Consider the following 26,082-nt stretch of genomic DNA (forward strand, 5'->3'; position numbering starts at 1 on the left):
CAGTAATTTGGTAACAGTATTTTCAAGTAGATCATTAAATGCATTTTCGGGTATATTAATCATCGAGTAGGGTCCTCCTCTTGGTGATGTCGCAATCCCGAGGATACCCTACTTTTTTATGTTCTGGGAAGACTCCAGATCATGGTACACAGACTATTTTACGTCACCGTAAATCGGAGTCTAACTGCCTATTCTGGAAGAAATAACGCTGCATGACAGTGCTATATCTTCAAAGTCGCTCCTGTGTGATCGAATAACGCTGTGCGGCAGCGTTATTATTCGTAACTCGATGTCCAACTGTCTATTTCGTTGACTTCCTTAAGCCGCAGCGTTAACCGGTTGTTGTTTTCGCAAGGTTGAAGTGTAAAGAGCGATATAACCAAGTCCCGCGAGCAATGCTACGGCAATGTCTGCGGCAATCAGCGTTTGATAGTCGCCGAAATAGTCGAAGGCCAGGCCGCCCAGCAGGGCGCCAAGTATGCCTCCTCCTTGATGGAAGAGCAGCAGGAACCCGGCTTGCTTGCCCCTTCCCTTGCTGTATTCGTTTATGACGAGCAGCCCGCCCGGAATGGCGCTCAAATAGGTGATGCCGAAGGCAGCGGCAAATATGACTGGCGACCACTCGGTATGCATAAAGAGCAGACTGAAGCCAATGACGCGGATGCCATAGAGAAGCGACATGATGACGAGCTTATTGGCGCGGTCTAAGAAATAGCCGAATAAGAGCGAACCTACAATTTCCAACGTGCCTAATACACCCATTGACAGACCGATCATGGCAGGCGTCACGCTGGCGAGCTGGTGGATGGCCACCAAATTCATTTCCACCGTGCCCATATTGAAGCCGCAGGTGAACAAGGCGAAGGCGACGGCAATAAACAGCGGCAGATGGACGCCAATGCCTTTGGATAGGGCGGGACGATTTTCCGCAACAGGCTGCGGTTCAGCTTGGTGCTCGTCGAGATCATCCTTGGCGGTTTCGGCTTTCTGGGCTGCTGACGTTTGGATACCGAACCAAATGGCAGGCAAAGCGACAAGTATGCTTAACACAAACGAAGCGATGAAAGCATCCTTCCAGGTCAGCCAGCTGTTGGAGACGAAGATTGGCGTGCTGACCGCGAGTCCGACAGATGAAGCGCTCGCTACCAGCGCAGTCGCTTTGGCCCGGTGATGCTTGAACCAATCGAAGATAAGTATATAGGTTGTAGTCGTGCCGATGCCGACGAAACCGGATATAATGCCATAGCCGATAAAGAAGACCGTAGACGATTGATGTCCGAATACGACAGATCCAGTGCCGGCGATGCTAATTACGGAGCTGATCAATATGATTCTTTTCGGCCCGAATCGGTCTACAAGCCATCCGCTGAGAGGCGCGCAGAGCGCCGCAATCAACAGGTTGGTTGACCAAGCTATAGAGATAAAGCTTCGGCTGATCTCAAGATCAATCGATATTTGTACTTGGAAATAAGACATAATAAATCGCGTCAATGCGCTTATAAATCCGATAATCCACAGAGACCCCAGGCCAATCCAGGCCTGCTTGGGCTCATTGAACCAAGTCGAACTTGTGTTTACGCTCAAAGTAGCTCCCCCTTTCATTCCATCACATTAATAAAAAAGATACCGACCGGTATCTTTACTATAGCATAGGAGGAAATCTTTTCAATAGCTCTATTCCATTTGTTATAATTAATTTAATTACATGTGAGCTTAGGGAAATGGGTGACTTCGAGTGTGCAGAGTGACTTTAAGTGTGCTGAGTGACTTTAAGTGTGCTGAGTGACTTTAAGCTCCGCTTAAAGATCCTGATGTGATGCTTAAAGATCCTGATGTAAGGAGAATGGTCATGCAAAAAGGCGAAAAAACCCGCAGGCAGATCATTGCCAAATCGGCGGAACTGTTTAATCAGAAAGGCTATTCGGCTGCGTCGTTGTCCGATATTACGGAGTTGACCGGCATTAAGAAGGGCGGCATCTACCGCCATTTCGCCAACAAAGATGAAATCGCCGTTGAAGCGTTCAGTTACGCAGGGAGTAAAGTAGGCGAGATCATCAAATCAGCGCAAGAGGAGCAGGAAACAGCTTATGGCAAGCTGATCGCTTATTTGCGCGTCTATGAGAATGTAGTCGAGGCACCGCCTTTTATCGGGGGCTGTCCGCTTCTGAATCTCGCGACGGAGTCCGATGACAGCAATCCGCTGCTGCGCGGAAGGGCGATGCAAGGGATGGCTTCGACGTTGGCGAACATGAAAGCGATTATTGCCGAGGGTATCCGAAGCGGTGAATTTAAGCCGGATCTCGATGCCGACGCTTTGGCGACCTTTACGCTGTCCGTTATGGAAGGCGGCATCATGATGAGCAAGCTTGAAGGCGACAACCGCTATGTGCGGATGAATATCGAAAGCCTTTCCCTCTATTTGAAGGAGCTGTGCATTCGAAAAGATTGATGGAGGGGAGAATACTGCTTATGCAGCGGAATTTGAACATTCACCAGCATGCCTTCGCAGAATTGAATCAGTATGTTTCCGATACGTGTAAGGGAGTCGGCGCATCTGCTTCCTCCGTGCTCGTGATCCATAATGGCACGATCGTAAACGAGTGGTATTCCGGATTCCATGAACACGGAAAGGACAGCCGTAAAGTCGACGCCGAGTCGCAGTTTAATGTGGCCTCCGTCCGTAAAACGTATTTGGCCCTAGCAATCAGTCTAGCCTTGTGCGAGAAACGAATCAGCAGCATCGACGACCTCGCCGTCCGCTATTTAAATAATGCTGACATAGATGAGCGCTCTGCTGGCTCGACGACGATACGCCATCTGCTGACGCATACGCATGGCTTGAATAGCGCAGGGGAGACGATATTTGCGGCAGGAACGGACTGGGAATACAACAACGCAGGCGTAAATTTGCTTTTGCGAATCGTCCGCAACGTATTCCATAAGCCGCTAGCTCGAGTCGTGGAGGAGAGGCTGCTGGTCCCTTATGGTTTGGATAGGACCGGTTGGAGGAAAGAAAAATCTCCAGAGCTTGTATGGCCTGGCGAAAGCTACGGCGGCGATACAGGGGAAGAGGCAAACCTATTTGTCAGCACGCGGGAGCTGGCCTATTGGGGATACATAAACTTGATGCAGGGCAGCGTGGATGGCTGTCAGCTGCTGCCGAAAGCTGTTTTTGAACAGGCAACGGCGATTGCTACACCTTCTATGCTAGACGAAAGCCTCCCCCGCAACGGCTTTTTCTGGTGGGTGCAGGATCGTCCGCGGCCGGACTCCGAAATTGGCGAGCAGCTTCCGCTCGGTTCCTATCAGGCGCTTGGCTTGTACGGCAATGCGGTATTAATCATTCCGGAGCATCAAGTTGTTGCTGTTAGAATGCTGAATCAGACCGGGGGAAATCCGCCAGGCTATAATTATATAAAGGACATTCAGCGGTTCGGCAACCTGGTGCTGGAGTGTGTGCTGGACATGAACAGGCAGATGCTGTAGACCACGGATATTCTTCGCGATGCATGACTGCAGCGGCAATGGGGAAAATAGTGCAGGATTACATTCGAAGGGAGTCCTGCAGCTTGTCTGAACTGAACGGAAAAGTAATCATCGTGACAGGAGGCGCTAGCGGCATCGGCAAAGAAACGGTGCTGCAGCTGGCCGCCAAAGGGGCTTCGGTCGTCGTTGCCGATTATAATGAGGAAGCGGCGAACAAAGTCGCGGCCGATGTCGAAGCATCGAACGGCAAAGCGGCGGCTTATAAAGTAGACGTCTCCAAGGGCGACGAAATAAAAGCGCTTATTGATTGGACAGTCGAAAAGTTTGGCACGCTGAACGGCATTTTTAACAATGCGGGGATCGGCTTGGTGAAGCCCTTTCTGGAGATGGACCCAGCGTCCTACCATCGGGTTATTGATGTCGATCAGCATAGTGTTTATTACGGTATGTACTACGCAGCGAGGAAGATGGTAGAACTAAAAGCGCAAGGAACGATCGTGAATACGGCGTCCATCTATGGAACGGCAGCGGCGATCGGCAGCTTTAACTACAATGCGGCAAAAGCGGCCGTGGTGATGATGTCGAAGTCTGGCGCGCTGGAACTTGCCGATTATGGCATTCGGGTCGTTGGCGTTGCGCCGGGCTTCATCGATACGCCGATTCTCGGCAATGACGAAGAGATGAAGAAAGCGCTCGGCGCGCAGCACATGCGCGGGAAGCTGATTCAGCCGGAGAAAGTCGCAAGCGTCGTCGTTTTTCTGTTCAGCGACGGCGCGAGCGCAATCAACGGCCAGACGATTCCGGTCGACGACGGCTTCCTCAGCTTCAAAACGAAATAATGAACTGTAAATAGGCAGGAAAGGACCCGAGCGCTGCGGCGTTAGCGGTCCTTTTTCAAATGCTAAGCCCATTATAAGTTTGACACCTTATAATAGGCTTAGCATTCTCGGAATAAAACGCACCGCGCCGCCAATGGACGGCGGCAGCCGTTCAGGTAAACGGTTTCATTTATTTTGTTTCCGCGCAATTGCTAGAAGGAGTGGAATCGTGACGGAATATACACTATACTTATTAGAAGGACAAGTCACTACACTGTCAGTTATTTTGAGGGAGGATTATTAGAAATGGCATTGGTTTCGATGAAAGAAATGTTGAACAAAGGTTTGGCGGAAGGTTATGCTGTTGGTCAATTCAACATCAACAACCTCGAATGGACGCAAGCGATTCTGGCTGCTGCACAAGAAGAGCAATCCCCAGTTATCCTTGGCGTATCTGAAGGCGCAGCTCGTTATATGGGCGGCTTTACAGTTGTAACGGCAATCGTGAAATCGCTGATCGAAGAAATGAAAATCACGGTTCCAGTTGCGATTCACCTTGACCATGGTTCCAGCTTTGAAAAATGTAAAGCGGCTATCGACGCAGGCTTTACTTCCGTTATGATAGATGCTTCCCACTCGCCGTTCGAAGAGAACGTTAGAATTACGAAAGAAGTTGTTGCTTACGCGCATGAGCGCGGCGTTTCCGTTGAAGCTGAGCTTGGCACAGTTGGCGGCCAAGAAGATGACGTAGTTGCAGAAGGCGTTATCTACGCTGATCCGCAAGAGTGCTTCAAGCTGGTAGAACAAACGGGCATCGACTGTCTGGCTCCTGCTCTTGGTTCCGTTCACGGCCCTTACAAAGGCGAGCCGAAACTGGGCTTCAAAGAAATGGAAGAGATTTGCCAAACAATCAAGCTTCCGCTTGTATTGCATGGCGGCACAGGCATCCCGACTGAGCACATCAAGAAATCGATCTCGCTCGGTACTGCAAAAATCAACGTAAACACAGAGAACCAAATCGCGTTTACGAAAGTGGCTCGTCAAATCCTGACTACAGACTTGGAAGTTTACGATCCGCGTAAATTCCTGACGCCAGGCCGCGATGCAATCAAAGAAACTGTTAAAGGTAAAATTCGCGAGTTCGGTTCTTCGAACAAAGCGTAATCCATATCCTAGCAAAGGACCGGATCGATATGCTTTTTGCATGCGATTCGGTTCTTTTTTTATGGCGAAAACCTCTGTAAAATAATGGTTAAATTAAAGGAAGTTGATTATGATGAAGCTTTCCCGAATGGCCTTGATGATCGCTGCCGCAGCTTGTATGAACGGATTCGCGAGTTGAACGTCGACGCAGAGTGGTCCGAGAGCCCCGGCGGGCATGATATCGGTTATTGGCGCGGACATCTTGAGTCCTATTTGATCTTCTACGGAGGCAAGGCATTGCCTTAGATGACTCAATATACCTCGATATGTTAGTTTTTAGTTAGAAATCAAAAAAATGCTGTTGAAATCTGTATAAAATTGATAATATTTAAATAGTGTCGGCAGCTTTTCTGACATGGGCGAAGCTGCGGAGAAAGCATGTGAATGAGAATGGAGGGAGCAAAGATGCTAAGGGAGCAAATGCGATATTCCCGCCTGGCTAATATAACCAAGTTAATCAACATGAAGCTGGAGCTGCGCGATGTGCTGGAGCAAGTAACGACAGCGATTTCTGAGGAGATTGTTCGATGCGATTCCGTCGGAATCTATTTGCCTCAGGAGGACGGAACCTTTCGCGGCTACGTAGGCAAGCCAGAGGTTATCAATGGCTGGACGCTGGATATGCATGTGATTGACACGGATGTGGATTTGTTGGCTAAGGAAGTTATCGAAACGAGAAGAACGATCTATATTGCGGACACGTCAGCAGACAATCGGCCGGATCCTCGTGCGGTCAAAGGGTTTCAAATCAAATCGCTGCTCGCGCTCCCGATTTCATTCGAGCAAGAGTTGTTCGGACTCGTCTTTTTATTCGATTACGGCATTCCGATGAATTTGACGGAATCGGAGATTCAGACGGTAGAGGCTTATGTGAATATGGCGGCCGTAGCAATACAGAATGCCAAAAACTTAACCTATAAAGAAAATCTGCTTGCCGAGAAGCAGCTGCTGCTGGATATCACGCGCGATTTGGCGATGTGCTCCACGATGCAAGAAAGCTTGGAAAGCTGCTTTTGCTATGTCGGCAAGGTACTTGGAAACACAAATATTGGCGTTCATTTGCTTGACCCGATTACGGAAAGCCGGATTCGGCCGGTCAAGCTAAGCAAGGACAGCGATTGGACCGAAGAGGCTTGGATGGACACGCATCGGAAAATAGCGGTCGACGAACGCAACGATGCGGTATTCCAAGAAGTGATCCGCACGAAAAAAACGGTGTTCATCCCCGATGTCTACGCCGATGAGAGGCCGAATCACGACCTTTGCCGCCATTTCGGAATGAAAGGGTTGCTGATGCTTCCTTTGGTGGCGATGGGCGAGGTGCTTGGCGCAATTGCAGTAGTGGGCCTGGAAGAAAAGCTTGCCTATTCGGAAGCGACCCAGCAATTGGCCCAGTCGATTGTGGACGCAACCGCAGCGACATTATCCAATTTGCTGTACATGGAGAAGCAAGAAATTATTATTCAGGAGCGGACCTCGGAAATTACAGTGAAGAACAACGAGCTCGAACGAGTCATTGCCGAGCTTCGTCAGCTTAGCCGGGAGAAGGAGCTGATCCTCAATTCGGCGGGCGAGGGCATTTTCGGTTTGGATCTCGACCGGAATATTACGTTCTGCAATCCGGCAGGCGTCGCCATGCTTGGATATGCTTCGAGGCGTGAAATCATCGGCCAGCCGTCGCGCATTATTTTTAAAGGAAAGAAGACGGAGAACCGGCCGGACGGGCAGCTGGAATCCGAAGGCAATTGGGATCATTATGCCGAGCATGAACAGTTTTATCGCAAGAACGGAACTAGCTTCCCAGTTGAATTTGTCATCTCAGCGATCAGAGAGAGGGATGAAATAGTCGGCGAAGTCGTCACTTTTAAAGACATTACGCAAAGAAAACAAATGGAGGAGGAAATTAAGTACAGAGCTTATTTTGACAGTTTAACGGATTTGCCTAACCGGCTGATGCTCATCGATCGATTGAACCAGGGGCTCACCTACGCGCAATTGAACGGGCAAAAGCTGGCGGTTCTTTATTTGGATTTGGACCGCTTCAAGTTCATTAACGATTCGCTTGGCCATAGCTACGGCGATATTTTGCTTCGGGATGTGGCAAAACGGCTTATCCACTGCATTCCGAAAGGCGCGACCGTCTCCCGGCAAGGGGGCGACGAATTTACGATTTTGCTTCCTCATATTAAAGGCGAGGACGACGTTCTGCAGGTCGTTAATTTAATTGTGGATGCCTTCAAGGAACCGTTCCAGCTTCAAGGCCACGGCATCTACATGAAAGCGAGCATCGGTATCAGCTTGTTCCCGGATCACGGAGATACGACTGAAAATTTAATTAAGAACGCCGATTCCGCGATGTACAAATCCAAGGAAATATCGGGCAACAGCTATCACTTCTTTAGAGAGAGCATGGATGCAAGAACGTTTGAAAGCATTAAATTGGAAAATGATCTGTATAAATCGCTGGATCAAAACGAGCTAGTCCTCTATTACCAGCCGCAAATCAACTACTTGACGAGACAGATCGTCGGCGTTGAAGCGTTGTTGAGGTGGAACCATCCGACCAGAGGCATGATCGCTCCGGATCAATTCATTCCGATCGCGGAAGAAACGGCGTTGATCGTACCGATTGGCGAATGGGTGCTTAAGCAGGCGTGCAATCAGCTCAAGGAGTGGCAGCGGCAGGGCTACCCGATAACGAGTATTTCCGTCAACCTGTCGGCGCGCCAATTCGAGCAGAGCAATCTGTTTACCGTCGTCAACAGCGTGTTGGAGGAGGTCGGTCTCTTGCCTGAATTTTTGCAGCTGGAGCTTACCGAGAACCTCATTATCAATAACCGGGAGCTTACGCTCAAGACGATGAAGGAGTTAAAGAGTCTCGGCATTAAAATCGCGATTGACGATTTTGGGACAGGCTATTCTTCATTAGGCTATTTGAAAACATTGCCGATCGATACGTTGAAGATCGACAAGTCCTTTTTGCAAGGCATAACAAATGATGATGATAATGCTGCGATTACGAACACGATTATCACACTGGCGCAAAACTTGAATCTAAACGTCATCGCCGAAGGGGTCGAGACGAAGGCTCATGTCCAATACTTGACGGGCAGAGACTGCTACTTGATGCAGGGCTATTATTTCAGTCAGCCTATGAGAGCGGATGAAATTATCGAAAATTTTGTGCTGGGAGGTGTAATTGAATAATGAGAGCGGCGAGAGCGGTACTGGAATTTTTGCAAAAAAGCGGAGTAAAACATATTTTTGGCATTCCGGCTGGCTCGGTCAATGCTTTTTTCGATGAATTGTACGATATGCCGGAGATCGAGCCGGTTGTCACGAAGCATGAAGGGGCGGCTTCCTATATGGCCGCCGCATATGCCAAATATTCTGGTCATTTGAGTGTAAGCATCGGCTGCAGCGGACCGGGTTGCACGAATTTGGTCACGGGCGCGGCCAACGCGATGCGCGAGCATCTGCCCGTCCTCTTTCTTTCCGGAGCTGTGCCGGTCAGCACGATGGGACTTAACGCCTCCCAGGAATTGGGCGCGTCGCCGGTATTTCAGCCGGTTACTAAATACAGCGTGCTTGTAAAGGATGCGAAGGACTTGCTGGGGGAGGTTGTCAAAGCGGTGACAATCGCTTTGTCCGGCGTGCCGGGCCCGGTCCATGTCGCGATACCGATCGACGTTCAGCATGCCGACATTGGGACGCCCGACATTCCGGCGCTTCGTCCGAGAAGTCCGATGGTGCCTGATTTGGCGACGATTGAAACGACGGCGAAAGCTTTGCTCGCGAGACCTGACGGCTGCATTCTCGTCGGACAAGGGGTAAGAGGCTCGGTTGATACCTTGCTGGAGCTGGCGGAGCTGCTTCAATGGCCGATCGTCGTTACGCCGCAAGCGAAGGGCTATATTCCGGAAAATCACCCCCTCTTTACCGGCGTATTCGGTTTCGCGGGACATGAAGCTGCATCGACTTTGATTACGGAGAGGGCGAGCCAAGCAATTCTGATCGTAGGCTCCAGCCTTGGCGAAACGGCTACCAACAACTACAATGCAAGCTTAACTAAAGGACGTTTTACCGTCCAGCTCGATTTCGATCCAACGGTATTTAATCGCAAATATCTAATCGACATACCGGTGCTCGGCGACATCCATATCAGCTTATTGATGCTGCTGGAAGAGTTGAGGGCGCTGGGTTTGTCCAAGGCTAGCGCGCTTGAAGCCTCGGAAGCAAGCGAAGCGGCAGCGGCGCAGGAAATGCGGGCAGACATGCAAATCGAATGGCCTGCGCTAGATGCCTCTTCGGAGTACAATACCAAAAACATTCTTCTCAGCCTTCAGCGGCACTTGCCATCCAATACGCGTTACACCGTAGATATTGGAGAATTTATGTCTTATGTTATTCATCATATGAAGGTGCTCGATACCGATTCGTACGACATCAATGTCCATTTCGGCGCAATGGGAACCGGAATCAGCTCCGCGATCGGCTCCAATCTGGCCGATCCTGACCGCCCGGTTGTGTCGATTACGGGAGACGGCTGCTTCTTTATGCACGGCATGGAAATATTGACGGCGAAAGAGCTCGGCTTGCCGATTTTGTTCGTTGTGATGAACAACGCCCGTTTAGGTATGGTCTATCACGGACATTCTTTGCAATTCAAAAGAACCCATCCTTCCTTCGAGCAGGAGCCGGTTCGAATCGCCGCTATGGGCGAAGCGATGGGCATTCCGAGCTATCGAATCGAAAAGATGGGCGATTTGGAAGAAATGATCGATCGATTAATGGGTACAGCAGGTCCTGCCATTTTGGAAATTGCGCTAACCGACAACAATACGCCGCCAATGGGCGACCGCGTCAAGTTTTTATCCTCGTTCGGCAAGTAATTTTACAGCTCTTGAATGGCTTGCATGACGGCCATCATCGTTTTTCCTTTGAATGCATCGGGAACGGCTTGGCCTTCGGGGTTGGCGTAATAGCAGCCTTGATGGTCGCAGCCGTAGCCCATATGTACGAGTGTTTCGCTTAATCGTTCGGGCAGCGCGGTCGAACCGGTGTGCTCCTCGTAATAGGGCGTTGGGCGAATGCGAACATCGACATCTCCCTCTCCCGTATGGACGGCGAACCAATCGTGCTCATGCCGAAGCATCCAGCGGTTTTTGGAAAATAGCGAAATGCGTTTCCCCTCTAATGCGGACAAAGCATCAAGATTGATGCTGAATCGCTCATTAATCATGGCGCGGGCGCAGGCTCCTGTTACTACCGAGTCCCCGTAACCCTCCAGCCAATGGTCGATATCTGCTTGAGGCAACTCCAATTCCACATGATACGATTCGTTAATAAGCGCAAGCAATTGTGTGCTGCTGATCTTGGTGTCATAGCCGCTCATAAGCCGATCCATCTGTTCCGCTTTGGTCATGTCGCTATTCAGCCCCTAATCTGCAATAATGGCGGCGTTAGATGAAGGTTCGGTTGAACTTTTTCATCAAACTGCCGAATTGTTCACGTTCCTCGTCTGTCCAATCCTTCACTAATGCTTCAATTCTCGCGATCCGCGCTTCCCGGTTCTCAATAAGCTCCTTCGCTCCGAGTTTGGTAATTTGCAGTGAATAGGCCCGTCCGTCCTGAGGATCAGGAATGCGTTCCACATATCCTTTCTGCTCCAGTGCGGCGGCTTGTCTGCTCACAGTGGAAATATCAAGACGGAATTCATCCGACAACGCCTTCACGCCGGCCGATCCGTGCGATGCAATCTGATGAAGCAGAAGATAAGCCGACCGTTCCAAGCTTCCGATTTTTTTTGAGGCGGTAATAGAGGTGATTCGGCGGACGAGAAGCGCCAGTTCAACCTCAATCGTCTCCAATGCTTTTGGGTCCATGCGATGGCAGTCTCCCCTCGGTAAAACATTTCATAATATGCGCATTTATCGTATTGCTGCTAGCGCTATCGTATCATATAGCCGCTGTATTTGAAATTGGATGCAGCAGCCTGGTTGACAACGATTCAACTAGTTGTATAATACAATCATATAGTTTCATCATACAACTATATCGGTTGGGAATCAAACGAGACACTGGAGGAGAAAGAATGGCAACGCAAGCGTCAGCGGCTTTATCGCCGAACCGTTTAAAAAAGGAATCGAGTATATTCAATCAACCGCTGCCCGTATGGGTCGTGTTTTTTGCAAGTGTATTCGCGTTTATGGGGATGGGCTTGGTTAACCCGATTTTACGCGAGCTCTCGGAAAAGCTGCATGCATCGCCGAGTGAAGTCAGCTTGTTGTTTACGAGCTACAATGCGGTGATGGCATGCGCCATGCTGCTTACAGCCAAAGTATCTTCGAAGCTTGGCATCAAAGGGACGCTAATGGCCGGCGTATGCATTATCGCAATCGTATCTTTCTTTGGCGGCCACGCCGGCAGCATCTGGACGCTGGTCGGGTTGCGGGCAGGCTGGGGCCTTGGCAACGCGCTGTTTGTCGCTACCGCGTTGACGGCGTTCGTGTCGCTGTCCAGCAGCGGCTCTGCCAAAGCGATTATTTTGTATGAAGCGGCTGCCGGCATCGGCATGTCGATCGGGCCGCTGCTTGGCGGCACCTTGGGCTCGATTTCTTGGAAAATGCCGTTCTTTGTCGTTTCATCCTTAATGCTTATAACGTGCATCGGACTTGCCGTTTCGATGCCGAGAGCGAAAGTGAAGAACGCGGCGGCGAGCGCAGGGGCAGGAGCAGATGCGAGCTTTAGTACGGGCGCAGGTCCGAACGCTGGGACTAAGCCGAAGCCTAAGGCGAGTCTGCTTGATCCGTTCCGCGCTCTAAAGCAGCACCATTCGCTTCTCGTTTTGGGGATAGTAGCTGCGTTGTACAATATTGGCTTCTTCACCATCATGGCTTTCGCGCCGTTCGTGATGGGCTTAAAGCCGCGGGGAATGGGATATGTATTTTTAGGCTGGGGTATACTGCTGGCTATTACATCCGTATTTATCGCACCAATATTGCAGAAGAAATTTGGCACGCTTAAATCGCTCGTTTGCATGCTCTTCCTATTCGTTGTAGATCTGGCGATAATGGGCATGTTTACATCGACCAGGGAGGTCGTTATTGTGGCCGTTATTATTGCAGGAGCGATTATTGGCAACAGCAATACGCTTATTACAACAGCAGTGATGAACGCCGCGCCGGTGGAGCGTTCCACGGCTTCTGCGGCCTACAGCTTCCTGCGGTTTCTGGGAGCGGCAATTTCGCCTTATATGGCCGGCAAGCTGTCGGAAATATTCAATGCGCATGTGCCGTTTATCGTCGGCGCTGCCTTCGTGCTGCTGTCGATCGTGTACATGTGGGCGAACAGCAAGCACATCCGGCACATCGACCGCGCGCCTGCGTCGCATTAAGCGAGGCGCAGAGACGGACGGCGGTAACGCACGACTGTCTGGGGCTCGCGCCAAATCAGTAAAGTAACGAAAGTGACAGAGCAGCAGAGAACAGCAAAACGGCTTTCGCGAGGCGGTTGGCTGACTGCAGCCATCCTGCGCCAAGAGAAGCAGCGAAGCAGCTTCGTTAAATGGCGGTCTGACTGCAACTGCGATACCGCCAAGAGAAAGAGCGAACCAGCTTCGTTAAATAACGAAGCCAAGTTCGCTGTTTTAGTTTGTTTAGAGGTAACTTCAACTGCGAGCGAACCTAGATTCGCTGTTCGTGAACATGGGTTCGCAAATAGCGAATCTAGGTTCGCTAAAGAGCCGAAGTGTGGCTAAAGGCGCTCAAAAAGCGAAATTAGTTTCGCTAAACAGCGAAGCAGCTTCGTTAAATGGCGGTCTGACTGCAACTGCGATACCGCCAAGAGAACAGCGAACCAGCTTCGTTAAATAACGAAGCCAAGTTCGCTGTTTCAGTTGGTTTAGAGGTAACTTCAACTGCGAGCGAACCTAGATTCGCTGTTCGTGAACATGGGTTCGCTAAAGAGCCGAAGTGTGGCTAAAGGCGCTCAAAAAGCGAAATTAGTTTCGCTAAACAGCGAAGCAGCTTCGTTAAATGGCGGTCTGACTGCAACTGCGATACCGCCAAGAGAAACAGCGAACCAGCTTCGTTAAATAACGAAGCCAAGTTCGCTGTTTCAGTTGGTTTAGAGGTAACTTCAACTGCGAGCGAACCTAGATTCGCTGTTCGTGAACATGGGTTCGCAAATAGCGAATCTAGGTTCGCTAAAGAGCCGAAGTGTGGCTAACAACGCCCCAAAAGCGAAATTAGTTTCGCTAAACAGCGAAGCAGCTTCGTTAAGTGGCGGTCTGACTGCAGCCGCGATACCGCCAAGAGAACAGCGAAGCAGCTTCGTTAATTGGCGGTCTGACTGCAGCCGCGATACCGCCAAGAGAAAGAGCGAACCAGCTTCGCTCAAAGACGTGGGCATGGAGCAACACGTTGGTGCGGGAAACGATTACTTCGCTAAATCGCCCTCCAGCTTCGCTCCATGGTTTGGCATGGAGCGAAGCTAGAGGGGCGAGCGTGCGCGAAGGGTCCCGCTTTTAGGCTGCCGCCCCTATAAGCATTAGAGCGCGGTATCGTCCACACTGTTCAGCCAGCTTTCGATGCTCCCGATGACCGAGGTGACACAGCCGTCCTCGAACGGCGAGATGAGTCCGGCGACCTTTACGAGCTCCGTGAAGGATAGGCTTCCGCCTTGGCGGCACAGGTTCAAATAGTCCGACCATGCGGCGGAACGGTCCTCGTGCATCTTTTTCCAAAATTGAAATGCGCAAATTTGCGCCAGCGTGTAGTCAATATAGTAGAACGGCGAGCGGAAAATATGGCCCTGCTTATGCCAAAAGCCGCCTTGCTCCAAGTACGCGTTGTCCTCGTAATCGCGGTGCGGCAAATATTTGCGCTCGATTGCGCGCCAGGCCTGCTTGCGTTCCTCCGGCGTCGCTTCCGGATTCTCGTATATAAAGTGCTGGAATTCATCGACCGTGACGCCATACGGCAAAAATGTGAGCGCGCTTGCCAAATGGTCGAAGCGGTACTTGTCGGCTTCCTCCTGGAAGAAACGATCCATCCACGGCCAAGTGAAAAACTCCATGCTCATCGAGTGGATTTCGCAAGCCTCATACGTCGGGAAGCTATATTCCGGCACGGCGAAGCCGCGGCTCTCGTACACTTGGAAAGCATGCCCCGCCTCGTGCGTAAGCACGTCGATATCGCCCGATGTCCCGTTGAAGTTGGAGAAAATAAACGGCGCGCCGTATTCGCTAATATAGGTGCAATAGCCGCCGCTTTGCTTGCCCTTCTTGCTCACTAGATCCATCAAGCCGTTATCTTGCATAAAACGGAAAAAGGCGTCGGTCTCCGGCGAAAGCTCGGCATACATTGCCGCGCCGTTGCCGACGATCCAATCGGGATCGCCCTTTGGCGTGGCGTTGCCCGACAGGAAAGCGAGATTTTCATCGTAGTAGTATAGTTGATCGACGCCGATGCGGCTCTGCTGGCGCTCTTTAAGCTTGGAAGCGACGGGTACGATATGCTCCAGCACTTGATTGCGGAAGTTCGCGACCATCTCGCCGTTATAGTCTGTGCGGGACATGCGCGCATAGCCAAGCTCGACGAAGTTGGCGAAGCCGAGCTTTCTGGCGATGGCGGTACGTACTTTGACCAGCTCATCGTAGATCCGGTCGAACTCCGCTTCGTTCTCGGACATAAAGCCCGATGAAGCTTCCGAAGCCCTCTTGCGTACGCTGCGGTCGGTCGACTGCTGGAACGGCGATAGCTGCGAGAGCGTCCGCTCCTCGCCGTCGAACCATATTTTGGCTGAGGCGATCAGCTTCGTATATTCGGTCGTCAGCTTATTTTCCTGCTGCAAATCTTCAATGATTTCCGGGCTGAACGTTTTGAGCGACAGCTCCGCAAGCTGGAAAAGCTGACGGCCCCATTTGCCTTCGAGCTCCGTCCGGAAGCGGGAGCCCACAAGCGCAGCATAATAATCGGTTATGTACTCCTGCACGACAGGTTCGTTTTCATCGAAAAAATCTTGCTCCGCTTTATAAAACTCATCGTTCGTGTCGATCGAGTGGCGGATGCTCGCGAGCTGCTGCATCGTGTCGAATGTGCTGCGAAGCTTGTTAATGGCGGACATCGCCTCGTCTTGCTCCTCATAACTGCTTGCGGAAGCAAATACGCCAAGCAGTCCCTTGAACTGCTGTTCGAAAGCTTGCACATCCGGGCGTTCATATCGATATTCGCTAAATTTCATAGCGTTGCACCTGCTTTCCTTCGAGAATGTATGTTGAAAAAGCTCTGTCCGACAGTCAGATCCTTTAATCAGTGTATTCGATTTCGCCGCGTGCTAATCCTGCCGTGAATCGCTAAGGAGCAACAATCGGCTTAAGCTGATGCTCCCAAATCCAGCTCGGATTATATTGCTGCCTGACGATCGTTTTGCCCTGCAGCGCTTTGTTCTCCTTCATTAAGCGAACGATTTCTCCGGCATGCTCAAGCAAATAGTCCCGTTCGGACGGATGATAGCTCTCCCGCGTATCGAAGCCGAAGTTCCGGGCGTCCCACCGCATAAAATAAGCGCCCAGCCGTTGTCCAAGCTCCTGCAAGGCGGGAACGGCCTCGTTCAGCACGATAAAATTTCCCCGGCTGACCGCTTCGAGCACGATAAGTCCAAACGATTCCGAATAAGAAGAGCAAATAAACAAATTGCTCAGCGCGAAAAGCTCCATAACGCCGCGGTGCGGAAAGCCGTCCGGCCAGCCGAGATCCGAAGTGAACACCATATGCTCATGCGGCAATCCGTATCGCGCTCCCTCGTGAAGGATTCGCTTCTTGTACGTATCCGCCTCGATATCCATGGACGGAAAGTCGCAAAAAACAATTTTGGCCTGCTTGCCAGACACCGTGCCTGCCGCGCCTATCAAGGCTGCCGCCTTTTCCAGCTGTTTCCCGGCCGTTAACCGTCCGGGGTACACCGCCAGAAAGTCGGGAGAGAGCAGATCGGTCAGCTTTCCTAGCTCCCGCACGTCTTCTCCGGCTTCGGCATACGGATTCAGGCTGTTGTAGACGGCGCGGCACTGTGACGCCGGGACGTTATACTGTTGCGCAAGCGCGGCTAAACCCGATTCTGTCGGATACAGGTATGTCGTATTCGGCATTGGCGTAAACCGCGCCGACAACGGCCAGTCCATTCTCAATGGCCTGCTGACGGGGAGCGAGTGGTTCATGGCGGCGAAACGGAGCCTCGGCAAGCGAGTCTGAACCTGCCGGACGGCAATGTTATGGACGAGATGCCAGCCTTGATATAGAATGTCGTGCATCATGCATACGTTCGTATCGGCTAAAGCTTCATACAGGCTGTCGGCAATGACAGTCGCTTCTTCAAGGAAAGTGTCGTGGACGCGTCCGACCGGCTGCGTATAGTCGCGCCAATGGATTTGCCGGCCGCGCAGCCGATTTGTGATTTTGACCCATTGCAGCCGTTCATCTTTATAAATGCCGTACCGGTCGGAATCGGGACAATCCTCGCTGACCAGCAGCTTGACGTTCATGCCGGCGTTCAACAGCATATGAAGATGCTCTTCGACAACGCTCACTAGCGAATACGTTTTAGCCAGTCCGTTAAACATGGTCAGTACGGCGATATTCATAGGAAGCCACCTCGAAAAAATTATACAGCATCCCCAATCTTCTATGCCTTTTATAGGATCAATATGCATACATATCATGAGGTGAAGCCGACGAATTTAGAACAGGGGGAGAGGTGGACGGGATGGCTTGTGGAAATCTTGGCATAGCCAATGATTTCAATATATTTGTGTTTGGGGACCATACGCAGTCCAATGTCGATTCGGAGGGGCGCGTAGCTGTTGGCGGCAACGCGACCTACACCGATTACGGCGTCGGATCTTCGCTGACGCCTATATCAACGGACACAGCGGATTTAATTGTGCAGGGCAATGTAAACATAAACCGCGGCATCAATTTTGCCGGCAATACGGTCGTATATCCGACCAGTCAGGTCATTGCGTATACGATGACCAATAATAACGGCGTACCGGGGCAACCGCTTGTGGGTACGCCTATCGATTTTATTGCCGCAGAGCAAGCATTGGCTTCGCTGTCGCTTAATTTGGCAGCTATAACGACGAACGGCACGATAGCGAACAATTTCGGCCAGATCGTGCTGACCGGAACAGACCCGGAGTTGAATGTGTTTATGTTTAACGGCAACAATGTGGACGGCAACGGATTGCGGCTCGACACGGCCAACGGCATCAATATTATCGCGCCTGCAGGATCGACCATCATTATTAATATAAGCGGAGATCCTGTCGGCTTCGGGAGCTATACGATATTCCGCAATGGCATTACCTCAACACGGGCCGATGCGGCGTTTCTCTTATGGAATTTCTATCAAGCAACGACGGCGTTCAACCAGAATCTCTCCATTACAGGCTCGGTTCTTGCGCCTTACGCCGACTGGGAGGCACGGGGCTTTGGCAACATCAACGGAACGATTGTAGCCAACTCTTTGACGAATGTAGGCGGGACGCTTGAAGCGCATCATGTTCCTTTTACAGGCTGCCTGCCGACCACGCCGACGCCAATGTCGTCGACTTCGACGACCACAACGACCACGTCCACAACAACGACTACAACGACCTCGACCACATCGACGACAACAGCGACCACAACGACCGAATCAACAACAACGACGCCGGTGCCAACCACGACCACGACGACCACACCGGTGCCGACCACAACGACGACAACGACCACACCGGCAGTCGTAACGGGTCCTAATATTATCGCATCTAAAACGGCAAACATCACCACCGCGCAAGTAGGGGATACGATCACTTACATAATTACGGTTACCAATATCGGCGATCAGCCCGGGGAAGCGGTGCTGACTGAACTATTCCCGGACGGAATAATGTTTATTGCGTCGAGTCTGTTTATTAACGGCGGACGATTCAGCGGCGTCGACATTACCGAGCAAGTGACATTAGGGACGCTCAGTCCGGGGCAAGTCGTCACGCTTCAATTTCAAGTATTCGTCGCTGCCATTCCGCCGAACGGCCTCATTACCAACAGAGGGTTTGTTATTACCGTCCCGCCAGGTACGCTCGTGCCTACTTGCAATCCCGGAGAGCCGACTATTGTCGGCATGCAGGGCGTGCCGCCGATTGTCGGGGAGACGCTCCCGGTGCTTCCTGTGTTCAAGCCGGGGGTTACGCCTACGCCGGGTCAAATCGTCGATCTGTCGCCGATCACGACGGCAAGCGGCAAGGTGGTGCTGCCGCGGTCGGTTACCGTTCCGGGCATTACGCTGCCGCCGTTCCTCGGACTGACGATACCGCTTCTGACGGGAACGGTCCAGCCGATTACGCAGTCGAATCCGGTCGCAGTCTCGCCGCCGCCGGTTATTAATTTCCCTAGCCTGCGAGTGACGAAAGCGTTTTTGGACATATCGCTGTTCGTCGGTCAACGCATAACGTACAGTATTTTTGTCGTCAACGAGGGGAATGCAGTATCGGCCGCGACGACGCTCTTCGATACGCTGTCGGCAACCGGATTGTTTATCCCGGGCACAGTGAGAGTGAACGGCGTTATTCGTCTTGGCGCAGATCCGGGCAAAGGCGTCAGTCTGGGCCCGATTCCTCCAGGCGAGGCGGTTGTCGTCCGCTTCGACGTGCTGGTTGCGGGAGCGGGCACACTGACGAACACAGCCCGGGTCACTTCGCAATTTGTGCAGCCAAACAATACGGTATCGACGCAAAGTTTCCAGTCCGCGACGATATCCAACTCGGTCTCTGCGATTCGGGCTGCTTCGTTCGCCAACTTCCTGAAGGCGGCTTCAGTTCAAACGGTAAAAGCGGGCGACAGCTATCAATACAACGTAACGCTGACGAACCTGTCGACCGATATCGTTGCGGGCAACGTTATTTTCTACGATCGGCTTGCCAATCAGCTTGAATTTGTGTCGGGCAGCCTCGTTATCGACGGAGCTCCGCAATTAGATCCGCAAGTGGGCGTATTCCTCGGCACAATTGGACCGGGCGCGACGCGAACATTATCTTTTCGAGTGTGGGTAGCGACGGATGCCGAGAACGATACGATCAACAACCAGGCGGTTGTTTTCTTTGAATTCCGATTTGGCCCTTCCTGCTTTAGAGCCGGCTTGTTGACTAATATTTCGCGCGTCGTGGTAACGGAAGAGGAAGAGGAATAAGGCCCGCTTATCTAGTTGTTCAATAGCGCCGACCATGCCTTCCATAACAATGTGACGCTTCGTTCCATATCCTCCATAGGAATGCCGCCGAACCCCAAATAAACTTTGGGGTTTTCGGCATGCGCCGGGCTTGTCTGCTCAGGCGCAGGCTGAAAGCCGTAGACGCGCATTCCCTCTTTAGCGGCAGATTCGATGAAGTCCTGTGTCCCGCAGCTGCCCGTTTTGAGCGTAACTTCGATGTGAAGGCCGGCGTTTATGCCTGAAATGGCTATGTGATGGCCGAATTGCTCGTGAAGCAGCCGGATGAAGGAGCGCCTCTTTTTGCGGTACAGGCTGCGCATGCGGCGGATATGCCGATGCCAATCGCCCTGCTCCATAAATAAATGCATCGCCAACTGATCGACTCTGGAGGGAGCGCTGAGCAAATGCTTGACCTCTTGAAGCTTGGGCAGCATTTTCAAAGGGAGCACCATGTAGTTCAAGCGCAAGGCCGGCGAGAACACTTTCGAAAATGTGCCGATATAGACGACTGATTCGTTGCGGCCGAGGCTGTGCATCGAGGAGAGCGGTCTGCCCGAGTAAAAAAACTCGCCGTCATAATCGTCCTCGATAATACAGGCGCTGCGGTTATGGCCCCATTGCAGCAGCTGCTGCCTTGCCGCATAAGGCATCGTCACCCCAGTGGGGAATTGATGCGAGGGCGTTACATAAACAATTCCGGCCTCGCTGCGCTCCAATTCGTCGATGGAGATGCCGTATTCATGAACGGGAACGGCCATTGTCGGCAATCCATTATCCAGAAAAGTGTCTTTAACCGGGGGATACCCGGGATCTTCGACAGCGACTAAAGGGTTTCCGTCCAGTAATTTGCACAGCACTTGAATGCTGTACGGAATGCCTGACCCAATTACGATCTGCTCCGGCGTGCAGACGACGCTTCTGGCGTGCTTTAAATAGCGGGACAACGCTGACCTCAGCTCGAATTCGCCTTGCGGGTCGCCATAATGATGGAGCAGCATTGGATTGTTCGTTAACGTCTCGCCAATCGCCTTTTGCCAGCTTCGGGCCGGAAATGCGCTTCCGTCAACGGCAGCGGGGTGGAAGTCGATCATAATCGGGATGGCGCTGCGATCCGGTTCAGCTTGCTGCGTTTTGCAAACCGTTTGAATGCCGGCAGACGCAGCCGAGCTAGACAAAGGGGGAAGCTGGGGGTTCATGACGTAGTAGCCCGATCGGGGCTTGCTGAATATATAGCCTTCGGCCAGCAACTGCTGATAGGCGGTTTCAATCGTAATTTTGCTTATATTGAGCTGAAGGCGCAAGGAACGAACAGAAGGAAGCCTTGCTCCGTCAACTAATTCATGGCTGTGAATAAGCCCGCGGATACGGTGATAGAGCTGCTTGTAGAGCGGTTCATTCGTATTTTCGTGTTCGGGCAGCGTCAGGTCAATCATAAGTTCGCCTCTTCTGACCCTATATAATTAATAAATTCTGACACTTCATTAAGGGTCAAAACCAATATAGCATATGGTGTAGATTTACATCAATGAAAGAGACATCCATAAGAAAGGAGCTGGCGATTATGATCCGGAATGGTAAGGGAGCTATGCTCGGATGGAGCATTCTGACCTTTATAGTGGTAAGCATTGCCGGTACTTTCAGTACAGGGCTGCCAGCCATTGTCGCTCAGAACCGGCTGCTTCCAGAGCAATCGTCCTGGCTCGTCACCGAATATTCCATCGCGATAGCGTTAGCTTCAGCCGTCTATACGCGGCTGGCGAACAGCTGTTTCATGGCGAAGCTGTTAGGTGCGGGATTGTTTATTTGCGGAGCCGCTTCAATAGCGGGCCTGTTCGGGTCCTCGTATTCGGCGCTTGCTGCAATTCGTTTGCTACAAGCGATCGGGGCGGCCTCGGTGCCGGGCTTAAGCTTCGTTTATGTCATGCGCTATATTCCGGCGGAGTCCAGGTCAGTCGCGTTTTTGCAAATCGCCTGCTCGGTTGGGTTGGCGTTTGGTCTCGGGCCATTGCTGGGCGGAGGCATGACGGAGTTTTGGGGCTGGCACTCCTTGTTTGTGCTGCCTTCTTTGCTGCTGCTCCCTTCGCTGGTGCTGCTGCCGGCTTGGGCATCCCGGAAGGAAGATGCGGAACCTGACAAGCGGAGCCGATTCCATTGGCTGGACATACTGCGATGGGGTTGCAGTCTGCTAAAGCTGCTTCGCCTCCCGCTGTACATGTGGCGGTTGGCCTTACAGTTCGTTGTGTTTTTTGTGCAGATGTCGGTTCTGTACCTGCTGTCCATGAAATGCGCAGACCTGTCCTATTCGGCAATTGAAACGGGAGCGCTGCTGACGCCGGGAGCATTATGCTCGGCTTTGCTGATCTGGCGGCTGGGCGGCTGGATTCGCAGGCGAGGGCGGGATGTGCTCGCGTTCAGCTTTGTTATGGCAGCTGCCGGCAGCCTGCTGATTGCATGGGGGAGCAGTATTCCAAGAATGTCTATCATCGTCGGTTATGCGGCAATTGCTGCAGGGACGACAATGGCAAATGCGGGCCTAAACCATCAAGTGTCGACGAAGTTAAACGGCTCTGATCCTGCGGACGGGCTTGCGCTCGCGCAACTGTCGCAGTTTCTTGGAGGGGCTTCCGGCGTTGCGTTAAGCGGACAGGCATTAGGGTTCTATGCTCCGAACAACGCCGGGGCTGTTTACGATGGTTTGTTTCTAAGCATGTCCGGTATAGCGGCGCTGTCGGCATTGTATTATTGCGTGATGAAAAAAAGAGAAAGCAGGCGATTTTGTGCGAAATCAATTGGATAGAAAAATTGAGCGGTGCGTGCAAGAGACGTCGGGGGCGGTACCTTTTAGCGGATCGATTATTGCGGCGAGAGGCAGCGAAATCTTGTTTAAACGCAGCTATGGCTTTGCCAGCCTTGAACATGAAGTGTGCAATACCCCGTCGACTAAATTTCGGATATGGTCGATTACGAAGCTGTTTACGGCAACTGCTATTCTTATGCTGCACGAGGCCGGGAAGCTTGGGCTCGATCAATCGGCTGCTGAGCTGCTGCCGGACGATTGGGCGCTTGATGAGCGAATAACGGTAAGGCATTTGTTGACGCACGCGTCCGGCCTCCATTCGTATACGTCCAGCCAAGACTTTGATTCGAAATGGACGAAACTTAGGCTTGGCACAGAAGGCATTAAGGGCCTCATTCAACAGTACCCGCCGCTTTTTGAACCCGGAGCCGACCGATCCTATAACAACTCTGCTTTTTATTTGCTCGGACTTATCATTGCCCAGCTTTCTGGCGAAGGTTATGAACAGTTTCTGAAGCGAAACATTTTCGAGCCTCTAGGCATGCTTAGTACAGGCTTGGAAAAGAACAGCGCAGTGATTGGCGGTATGGCGAGCGGCTACGCCGTCGAAGGGGATGCGCTTCATAAAAGCGAGTACTTGGATATCGAGAATGCATTTGCCGCGGGCGGGCTTTATTCGACGGTTGAAGATCTGTTTAAGCTGGATCAGGCGTTATATACCGAAAGACTGCTGCCATCGGCTGCGATTGAACGCATGCTGGCGCCGGACGGTTTCGGTTACGGGCTAGGCTGGAAGTCAGATTACCGGCAGGGCAGGCCGGTGGTTGGTCATAGCGGGTCTTATCGCGGTTATCGAGGCGAGTTTGATCGTTATCCCGATGAGCGAGTGTGCGTGATCATGCTGTCGAATGTGGATAAGCCGATTGAGGACTTATGCCGCGCAATAGCTGAAGTTGTGCTTGATGGGGAGAGAAATGCGATAACAGGGAGGCTTTTTGAGAATGAGTCATTACACAATGCCTAAGTGGAACAACTCCGCTCTATTGACCATTGATATGCAAAATGATTTTACGCTGCCGGGAGCACCAGCTGAAATCCCAGGGACAAACGAAGTGCTGCCCGTTATGCGGGAGTTGCTTGCCGCCTATCGGAGGGCGGGTATTCCAATTATCCATGTAGTAAGACTGTATAAGGAAAATGGGAGCAATGTCGATCTATGCCGGAGAGAAATGATCGAGCATGGAGCAAAAATCGTTGCGCCGATGTCTTCGGGAGCTGACTTGGCAGAGGCAATGAAACCGTCTTTAGCAGCAGTACAACTTGATTCAGAAAGGCTGCTGAGCGGTGAATTTCAGTCAATCGGCGCTAACGAATGGATGATGTACAAACCGAGATGGGGCGCGTTCTATCAGACGGATTTAGAGTGTTTCTTGCGAGATAGAGGTATAAATACCGTCGTGTTCAGTGGATGCAACTTTCCGAACTGCCCGCGAACATCGATATATGAGGCGAGCGAACGAGATTTCCGAACTGTACTAGCCGAAGACGCAATATCAGGCCTTTACGAGAAAGGCCTGACAGAAATGAGAAATATTGGCGTCAGCGTCATGAAGGCCGCGGATATCGCCAAGGCGCTGTCCGCAGACGCTAGACATTAACCCTCGAGGCGGGCGAGCTCCTTGCGCACAATCGGCGCAACCTTGGTGCCGAGCAGCTCAATGGCGCGAAGCACCTCTTCGTGAGGCATCGTGCCGACGTTGACGTGCAAGAAGAAGCGGGTAACGCCGAGGTTTTTGCGCAGCAGCAATATTTTCTCCGCGACATATTCCGGATCGCCGACATAGAGCGCGCCGCGCAGACTGCGCGAGAAGTCGTACGTCTCGCGGTCGTATTGTCCGGTCCAGCCTCTTTCGCGGCCGATGACGTTCATTTGCGCCGCCGTCGGGAGATAGAAGGCTTCCGCTGCTTTCTCCGTCGTATCCGCTACAAAGCCGTGGGAGTGAGTCGCGATTTGAAGCTTGCTCACATCATGGCCGGCTTGAGCCGCCGCCCGCTTATAGAGCTCAACCAGCGGCGCGAATTTCTCCGGCATGCCGCCGATGATGGCGAAAGCGACCGGAAGCCCGAGCGCGCCTGCGCGAATGGCGGACTGGGGGTTGCCGCCGGTCGCGATCCATACGGGAAGCGGGCTTTGAACAGAGCGTGGATAGACGCCCAGGTTGTTAATGGCCGGGCGGTGTCCGCCTCTCCACGTTACTTTTTCCGATTCAGTAATTTTCAGCAGCAGCTCCAGCTTCTCGTCGAACAATTCGTTGTAGTCGTCAAGGTTATAGCCGAAGAGCGGGAACGATTCAATAAACGAGCCGCGTCCGGCCATAATTTCCGCGCGTCCGTTCGAGAGGGCGTCCAGCGTTGAGAAGGACTGGTACACGCGAACCGGATCGTCCGAAGACAGCACCGTAACGGCGCTCGTAAGCCGAATGTGCTTCGTCAACGGAGCCGCTGCCGCCAACACGACGGCAGGAGCGGTGCCGGCATAATCCGGCCGATGATGCTCGCCGATGCCGTAGACATCCAGTCCGACTTGGTCGGCCAGCACAATCTCCTCTACTGCCTGCCGCAGCCGCTCGGCGTGGCTAATCACCTCGCCCGTCACCGGATGGGGCGTCGTCTCCAGAAAAGTACTTATTCCGATTTCCATAACTGGCGCTTTATTTTCCAAGCCATTTCGCCTCCTTTTATCATAGTTTTATTTTACTAAATAAAATAAAGCTTCTCAAGTTAAGTTAGATAAATTAGCGAGTTAAGGCGTACCGGTTCTTTTGAAAATTTGCGATGAACGGTTCCATAGTGTGTTGATCGCTCTGATTCGGCTGGTTGAGCGCATAGAGTACGGAAGCAGCAACGGGAGTTAATGGAGGCTCGACGATTGCGAAGCTTTTCCGGTTGCCGTTCGCGAGTAGACTGGCCAGCTTTTGTTTGAAATATGCGCTGCGAACGACGTGATGAGAGGAGCCAACTGGCCGAAACGTTTGTCGCGCTCTCGCCGGTCTGCTTCAAAACCGGTTGCGGCAATCGCATAAAGCTGTTCGAAAGAGCGGGCATTCCAATGGCTGAAAAAGCCTTGCAGCAGTTGTTCATCGCTTTCGTCTGTGTTGCCGGCGAGCGCTTCGTAGACGGCATCGCAGGCAATGAATCTAGCGGCGCTTGCCGCGTAATGATGGAAGGCATAAACGTTATTGTAGATCCCCTGCATCTGATAGATTCTTCCTTCGTGTTGCGTAAATTTTGTTCCTATTATATCAAAAAAGCGCAAATGGCCCATAGAATGGACCCTTTGCGCTTTCTATTCTAAGAAATATGACCATCCGCATGCATGGAGGCATGGTGGAAAAGGATTAGTATCCAAAGATACCGCAGCTGCATGCAACGATCACCAACAGGATGAACAACACAAGAATGGCTGCAGGGCTAGTGAAAGCTCCGCCAACGTAACCGGACATCAAATGCACCTCCTCGCTTGTCGAG

23 protein-coding genes are annotated in these 26,082 nt (G+C 51.9%); 14 read left to right on the forward strand and 9 right to left on the reverse strand.

Features of this window, described 5'->3' with window-relative positions:
• Window positions 1-318: 318 nt before the first annotated feature.
• The gene (locus GOM71_RS11040; protein WP_216651743.1) at window positions 319-1,584 is read right to left on the reverse strand and encodes an MFS transporter; all 1,266 of its coding nucleotides are present in this window, start codon (window positions 1,582-1,584) and stop codon (window positions 319-321) included.
• A 265-nt stretch (window positions 1,585-1,849) separates the two neighbouring features.
• On the opposite strand from GOM71_RS11040, the gene GOM71_RS11045 reads away from it, so the two are divergent.
• The 7 genes from GOM71_RS11045 (at window position 1,850) to GOM71_RS11075 (ending at window position 10,399) form a co-directional block, all read left to right on the forward strand.
• On the forward strand, window positions 1,850-2,449 hold the full coding sequence (locus GOM71_RS11045) for a TetR/AcrR family transcriptional regulator (protein ID WP_156280978.1): 600 nt from the start codon (window positions 1,850-1,852) through the stop codon (window positions 2,447-2,449).
• A gap of 20 nt (window positions 2,450-2,469) precedes the next feature.
• On the forward strand, window positions 2,470-3,486 hold the full coding sequence (locus GOM71_RS11050) for a serine hydrolase domain-containing protein (RefSeq protein ID WP_173275492.1): 1,017 nt from the start codon (window positions 2,470-2,472) through the stop codon (window positions 3,484-3,486).
• A gap of 23 nt (window positions 3,487-3,509) precedes the next feature.
• On the forward strand, window positions 3,510-4,325 hold the full coding sequence (locus GOM71_RS11055) for an SDR family NAD(P)-dependent oxidoreductase (protein ID WP_253944802.1): 816 nt from the start codon (window positions 3,510-3,512) through the stop codon (window positions 4,323-4,325).
• Between the two features lie 285 nt (window positions 4,326-4,610).
• A complete protein-coding gene (locus GOM71_RS11060) occupies window positions 4,611-5,468 on the forward strand; it encodes a class II fructose-bisphosphate aldolase (protein WP_156280982.1) in 858 nt (285 codons plus the stop codon).
• Window positions 5,469-5,552: 84 nt separating this feature from the next.
• Window positions 5,553-5,753 (forward strand): hypothetical protein, encoded by a 201-nt coding sequence (locus GOM71_RS11065; RefSeq protein ID WP_156280984.1) that lies wholly within the window; start codon window positions 5,553-5,555, stop codon window positions 5,751-5,753.
• A gap of 159 nt (window positions 5,754-5,912) precedes the next feature.
• Window positions 5,913-8,714, forward strand: a complete 2,802-nt coding sequence (locus GOM71_RS11070; RefSeq protein WP_156280986.1) for a bifunctional diguanylate cyclase/phosphodiesterase — start codon at window positions 5,913-5,915, stop codon at window positions 8,712-8,714.
• Window positions 8,714-10,399, forward strand: coding sequence for a thiamine pyrophosphate-binding protein (locus GOM71_RS11075; RefSeq protein WP_156280988.1), 1,686 nt, complete (start codon window positions 8,714-8,716; stop codon window positions 10,397-10,399). The genes GOM71_RS11070 and GOM71_RS11075 overlap by 1 nt, the downstream gene beginning before the upstream one ends.
• 2 nt (window positions 10,400-10,401) lie before the next feature.
• On the opposite strand, the gene GOM71_RS11080 is transcribed toward GOM71_RS11075, so the two are convergent.
• Together GOM71_RS11080 and GOM71_RS11085 are read right to left on the reverse strand one after the other, a co-directional pair.
• Window positions 10,402-10,932: a hypothetical protein gene (locus tag GOM71_RS11080; RefSeq protein WP_156280990.1), complete on the reverse strand. Its 531-nt coding sequence runs from the start codon at window positions 10,930-10,932 to the stop codon at window positions 10,402-10,404.
• Between the two features lie 37 nt (window positions 10,933-10,969).
• Window positions 10,970-11,392 carry a MarR family winged helix-turn-helix transcriptional regulator gene (locus GOM71_RS11085; protein ID WP_156280992.1) on the reverse strand — a complete coding sequence of 141 codons (423 nt, stop codon included), beginning with the start codon at window positions 11,390-11,392 and terminating at the stop codon, window positions 10,970-10,972.
• Window positions 11,393-11,601: 209 nt separating this feature from the next.
• Here GOM71_RS11085 and GOM71_RS11090 point away from each other — a divergent pair, with 209 nt between their 5' ends.
• From GOM71_RS11090 to GOM71_RS11095, 3 genes are all read left to right on the forward strand, one after another.
• The gene (locus tag GOM71_RS11090) at window positions 11,602-12,903 is read left to right on the forward strand and encodes an MFS transporter (protein ID WP_156280994.1); all 1,302 of its coding nucleotides are present in this window, start codon (window positions 11,602-11,604) and stop codon (window positions 12,901-12,903) included.
• 355 nt (window positions 12,904-13,258) lie between these two features.
• Window positions 13,259-13,381, forward strand: coding sequence for a hypothetical protein (locus GOM71_RS24700; protein WP_301539623.1), 123 nt, complete (start codon window positions 13,259-13,261; stop codon window positions 13,379-13,381).
• 347 nt (window positions 13,382-13,728) lie between these two features.
• Window positions 13,729-14,004 carry a hypothetical protein gene (locus tag GOM71_RS11095; protein WP_156280996.1) on the forward strand — a complete coding sequence of 92 codons (276 nt, stop codon included), beginning with the start codon at window positions 13,729-13,731 and terminating at the stop codon, window positions 14,002-14,004.
• Between the two features lie 53 nt (window positions 14,005-14,057).
• Here the strand turns inward: GOM71_RS11095 and GOM71_RS11100 are convergent, their stop codons facing one another.
• Both GOM71_RS11100 and GOM71_RS11105 read right to left on the reverse strand, forming a co-directional pair.
• Complete coding sequence (locus GOM71_RS11100) at window positions 14,058-15,752, reverse strand: M3 family oligoendopeptidase (RefSeq protein WP_156280998.1); 1,695 nt, start codon at window positions 15,750-15,752, stop codon at window positions 14,058-14,060.
• 112 nt (window positions 15,753-15,864) lie between these two features.
• The gene (locus GOM71_RS11105) at window positions 15,865-17,148 is read right to left on the reverse strand and encodes a glycosyltransferase family protein (protein ID WP_156281000.1); all 1,284 of its coding nucleotides are present in this window, start codon (window positions 17,146-17,148) and stop codon (window positions 15,865-15,867) included.
• A gap of 122 nt (window positions 17,149-17,270) precedes the next feature.
• On the opposite strand from GOM71_RS11105, the gene GOM71_RS11110 reads away from it, so the two are divergent.
• Window positions 17,271-19,736, forward strand: a complete 2,466-nt coding sequence (locus tag GOM71_RS11110; RefSeq protein ID WP_156281002.1) for a choice-of-anchor A family protein — start codon at window positions 17,271-17,273, stop codon at window positions 19,734-19,736.
• An 11-nt stretch (window positions 19,737-19,747) separates the two neighbouring features.
• On the opposite strand, the gene pdxR is transcribed toward GOM71_RS11110, so the two are convergent.
• Window positions 19,748-21,190 carry a MocR-like pyridoxine biosynthesis transcription factor PdxR gene (gene pdxR / locus GOM71_RS11115; RefSeq protein WP_156281004.1) on the reverse strand — a complete coding sequence of 481 codons (1,443 nt, stop codon included), beginning with the start codon at window positions 21,188-21,190 and terminating at the stop codon, window positions 19,748-19,750.
• A 128-nt stretch (window positions 21,191-21,318) separates the two neighbouring features.
• Here pdxR and GOM71_RS11120 point away from each other — a divergent pair, with 128 nt between their 5' ends.
• The 3 genes from GOM71_RS11120 to GOM71_RS11130 are packed head-to-tail and all read left to right on the forward strand — an operon-like array spanning window position 21,319 to window position 24,212.
• Window positions 21,319-22,554 carry an MFS transporter gene (locus GOM71_RS11120; RefSeq protein ID WP_173275496.1) on the forward strand — a complete coding sequence of 412 codons (1,236 nt, stop codon included), beginning with the start codon at window positions 21,319-21,321 and terminating at the stop codon, window positions 22,552-22,554.
• Window positions 22,547-23,578: a serine hydrolase domain-containing protein gene (locus GOM71_RS11125; protein ID WP_173275499.1), complete on the forward strand. Its 1,032-nt coding sequence runs from the start codon at window positions 22,547-22,549 to the stop codon at window positions 23,576-23,578. The genes GOM71_RS11120 and GOM71_RS11125 overlap by 8 nt, the downstream gene beginning before the upstream one ends.
• Window positions 23,556-24,212 (forward strand): cysteine hydrolase family protein, encoded by a 657-nt coding sequence (locus tag GOM71_RS11130; protein WP_156281010.1) that lies wholly within the window; start codon window positions 23,556-23,558, stop codon window positions 24,210-24,212. The genes GOM71_RS11125 and GOM71_RS11130 overlap by 23 nt, the downstream gene beginning before the upstream one ends.
• On the opposite strand, the gene GOM71_RS11135 is transcribed toward GOM71_RS11130, so the two are convergent.
• The 3 genes from GOM71_RS11135 to yjcZ all read right to left on the reverse strand — a co-directional run bounded on the left by GOM71_RS11135 (window position 24,209) and on the right by yjcZ (window position 26,057).
• Complete coding sequence (locus tag GOM71_RS11135; protein ID WP_156281236.1) at window positions 24,209-25,255, reverse strand: LLM class flavin-dependent oxidoreductase; 1,047 nt, start codon at window positions 25,253-25,255, stop codon at window positions 24,209-24,211. The two genes, GOM71_RS11130 and GOM71_RS11135, sit on opposite strands and share 4 nt — an antisense overlap.
• Window positions 25,256-25,465: 210 nt before the next feature.
• On the reverse strand, window positions 25,466-25,810 hold the full coding sequence (locus GOM71_RS11140; RefSeq protein ID WP_156281012.1) for a hypothetical protein: 345 nt from the start codon (window positions 25,808-25,810) through the stop codon (window positions 25,466-25,468).
• 142 nt (window positions 25,811-25,952) lie between these two features.
• Window positions 25,953-26,057 carry a sporulation protein YjcZ gene (yjcZ, locus tag GOM71_RS24095; RefSeq protein ID WP_216651744.1) on the reverse strand — a complete coding sequence of 35 codons (105 nt, stop codon included), beginning with the start codon at window positions 26,055-26,057 and terminating at the stop codon, window positions 25,953-25,955.
• Window positions 26,058-26,082: the final 25 nt, after the last annotated feature.

Origin of the sequence: Paenibacillus sp. NEAU-GSW1, assembly GCF_009737085.1 — a bacterium.
Taxonomy (GTDB): Bacteria; Bacillota; Bacilli; order Paenibacillales; family Paenibacillaceae; genus Pristimantibacillus.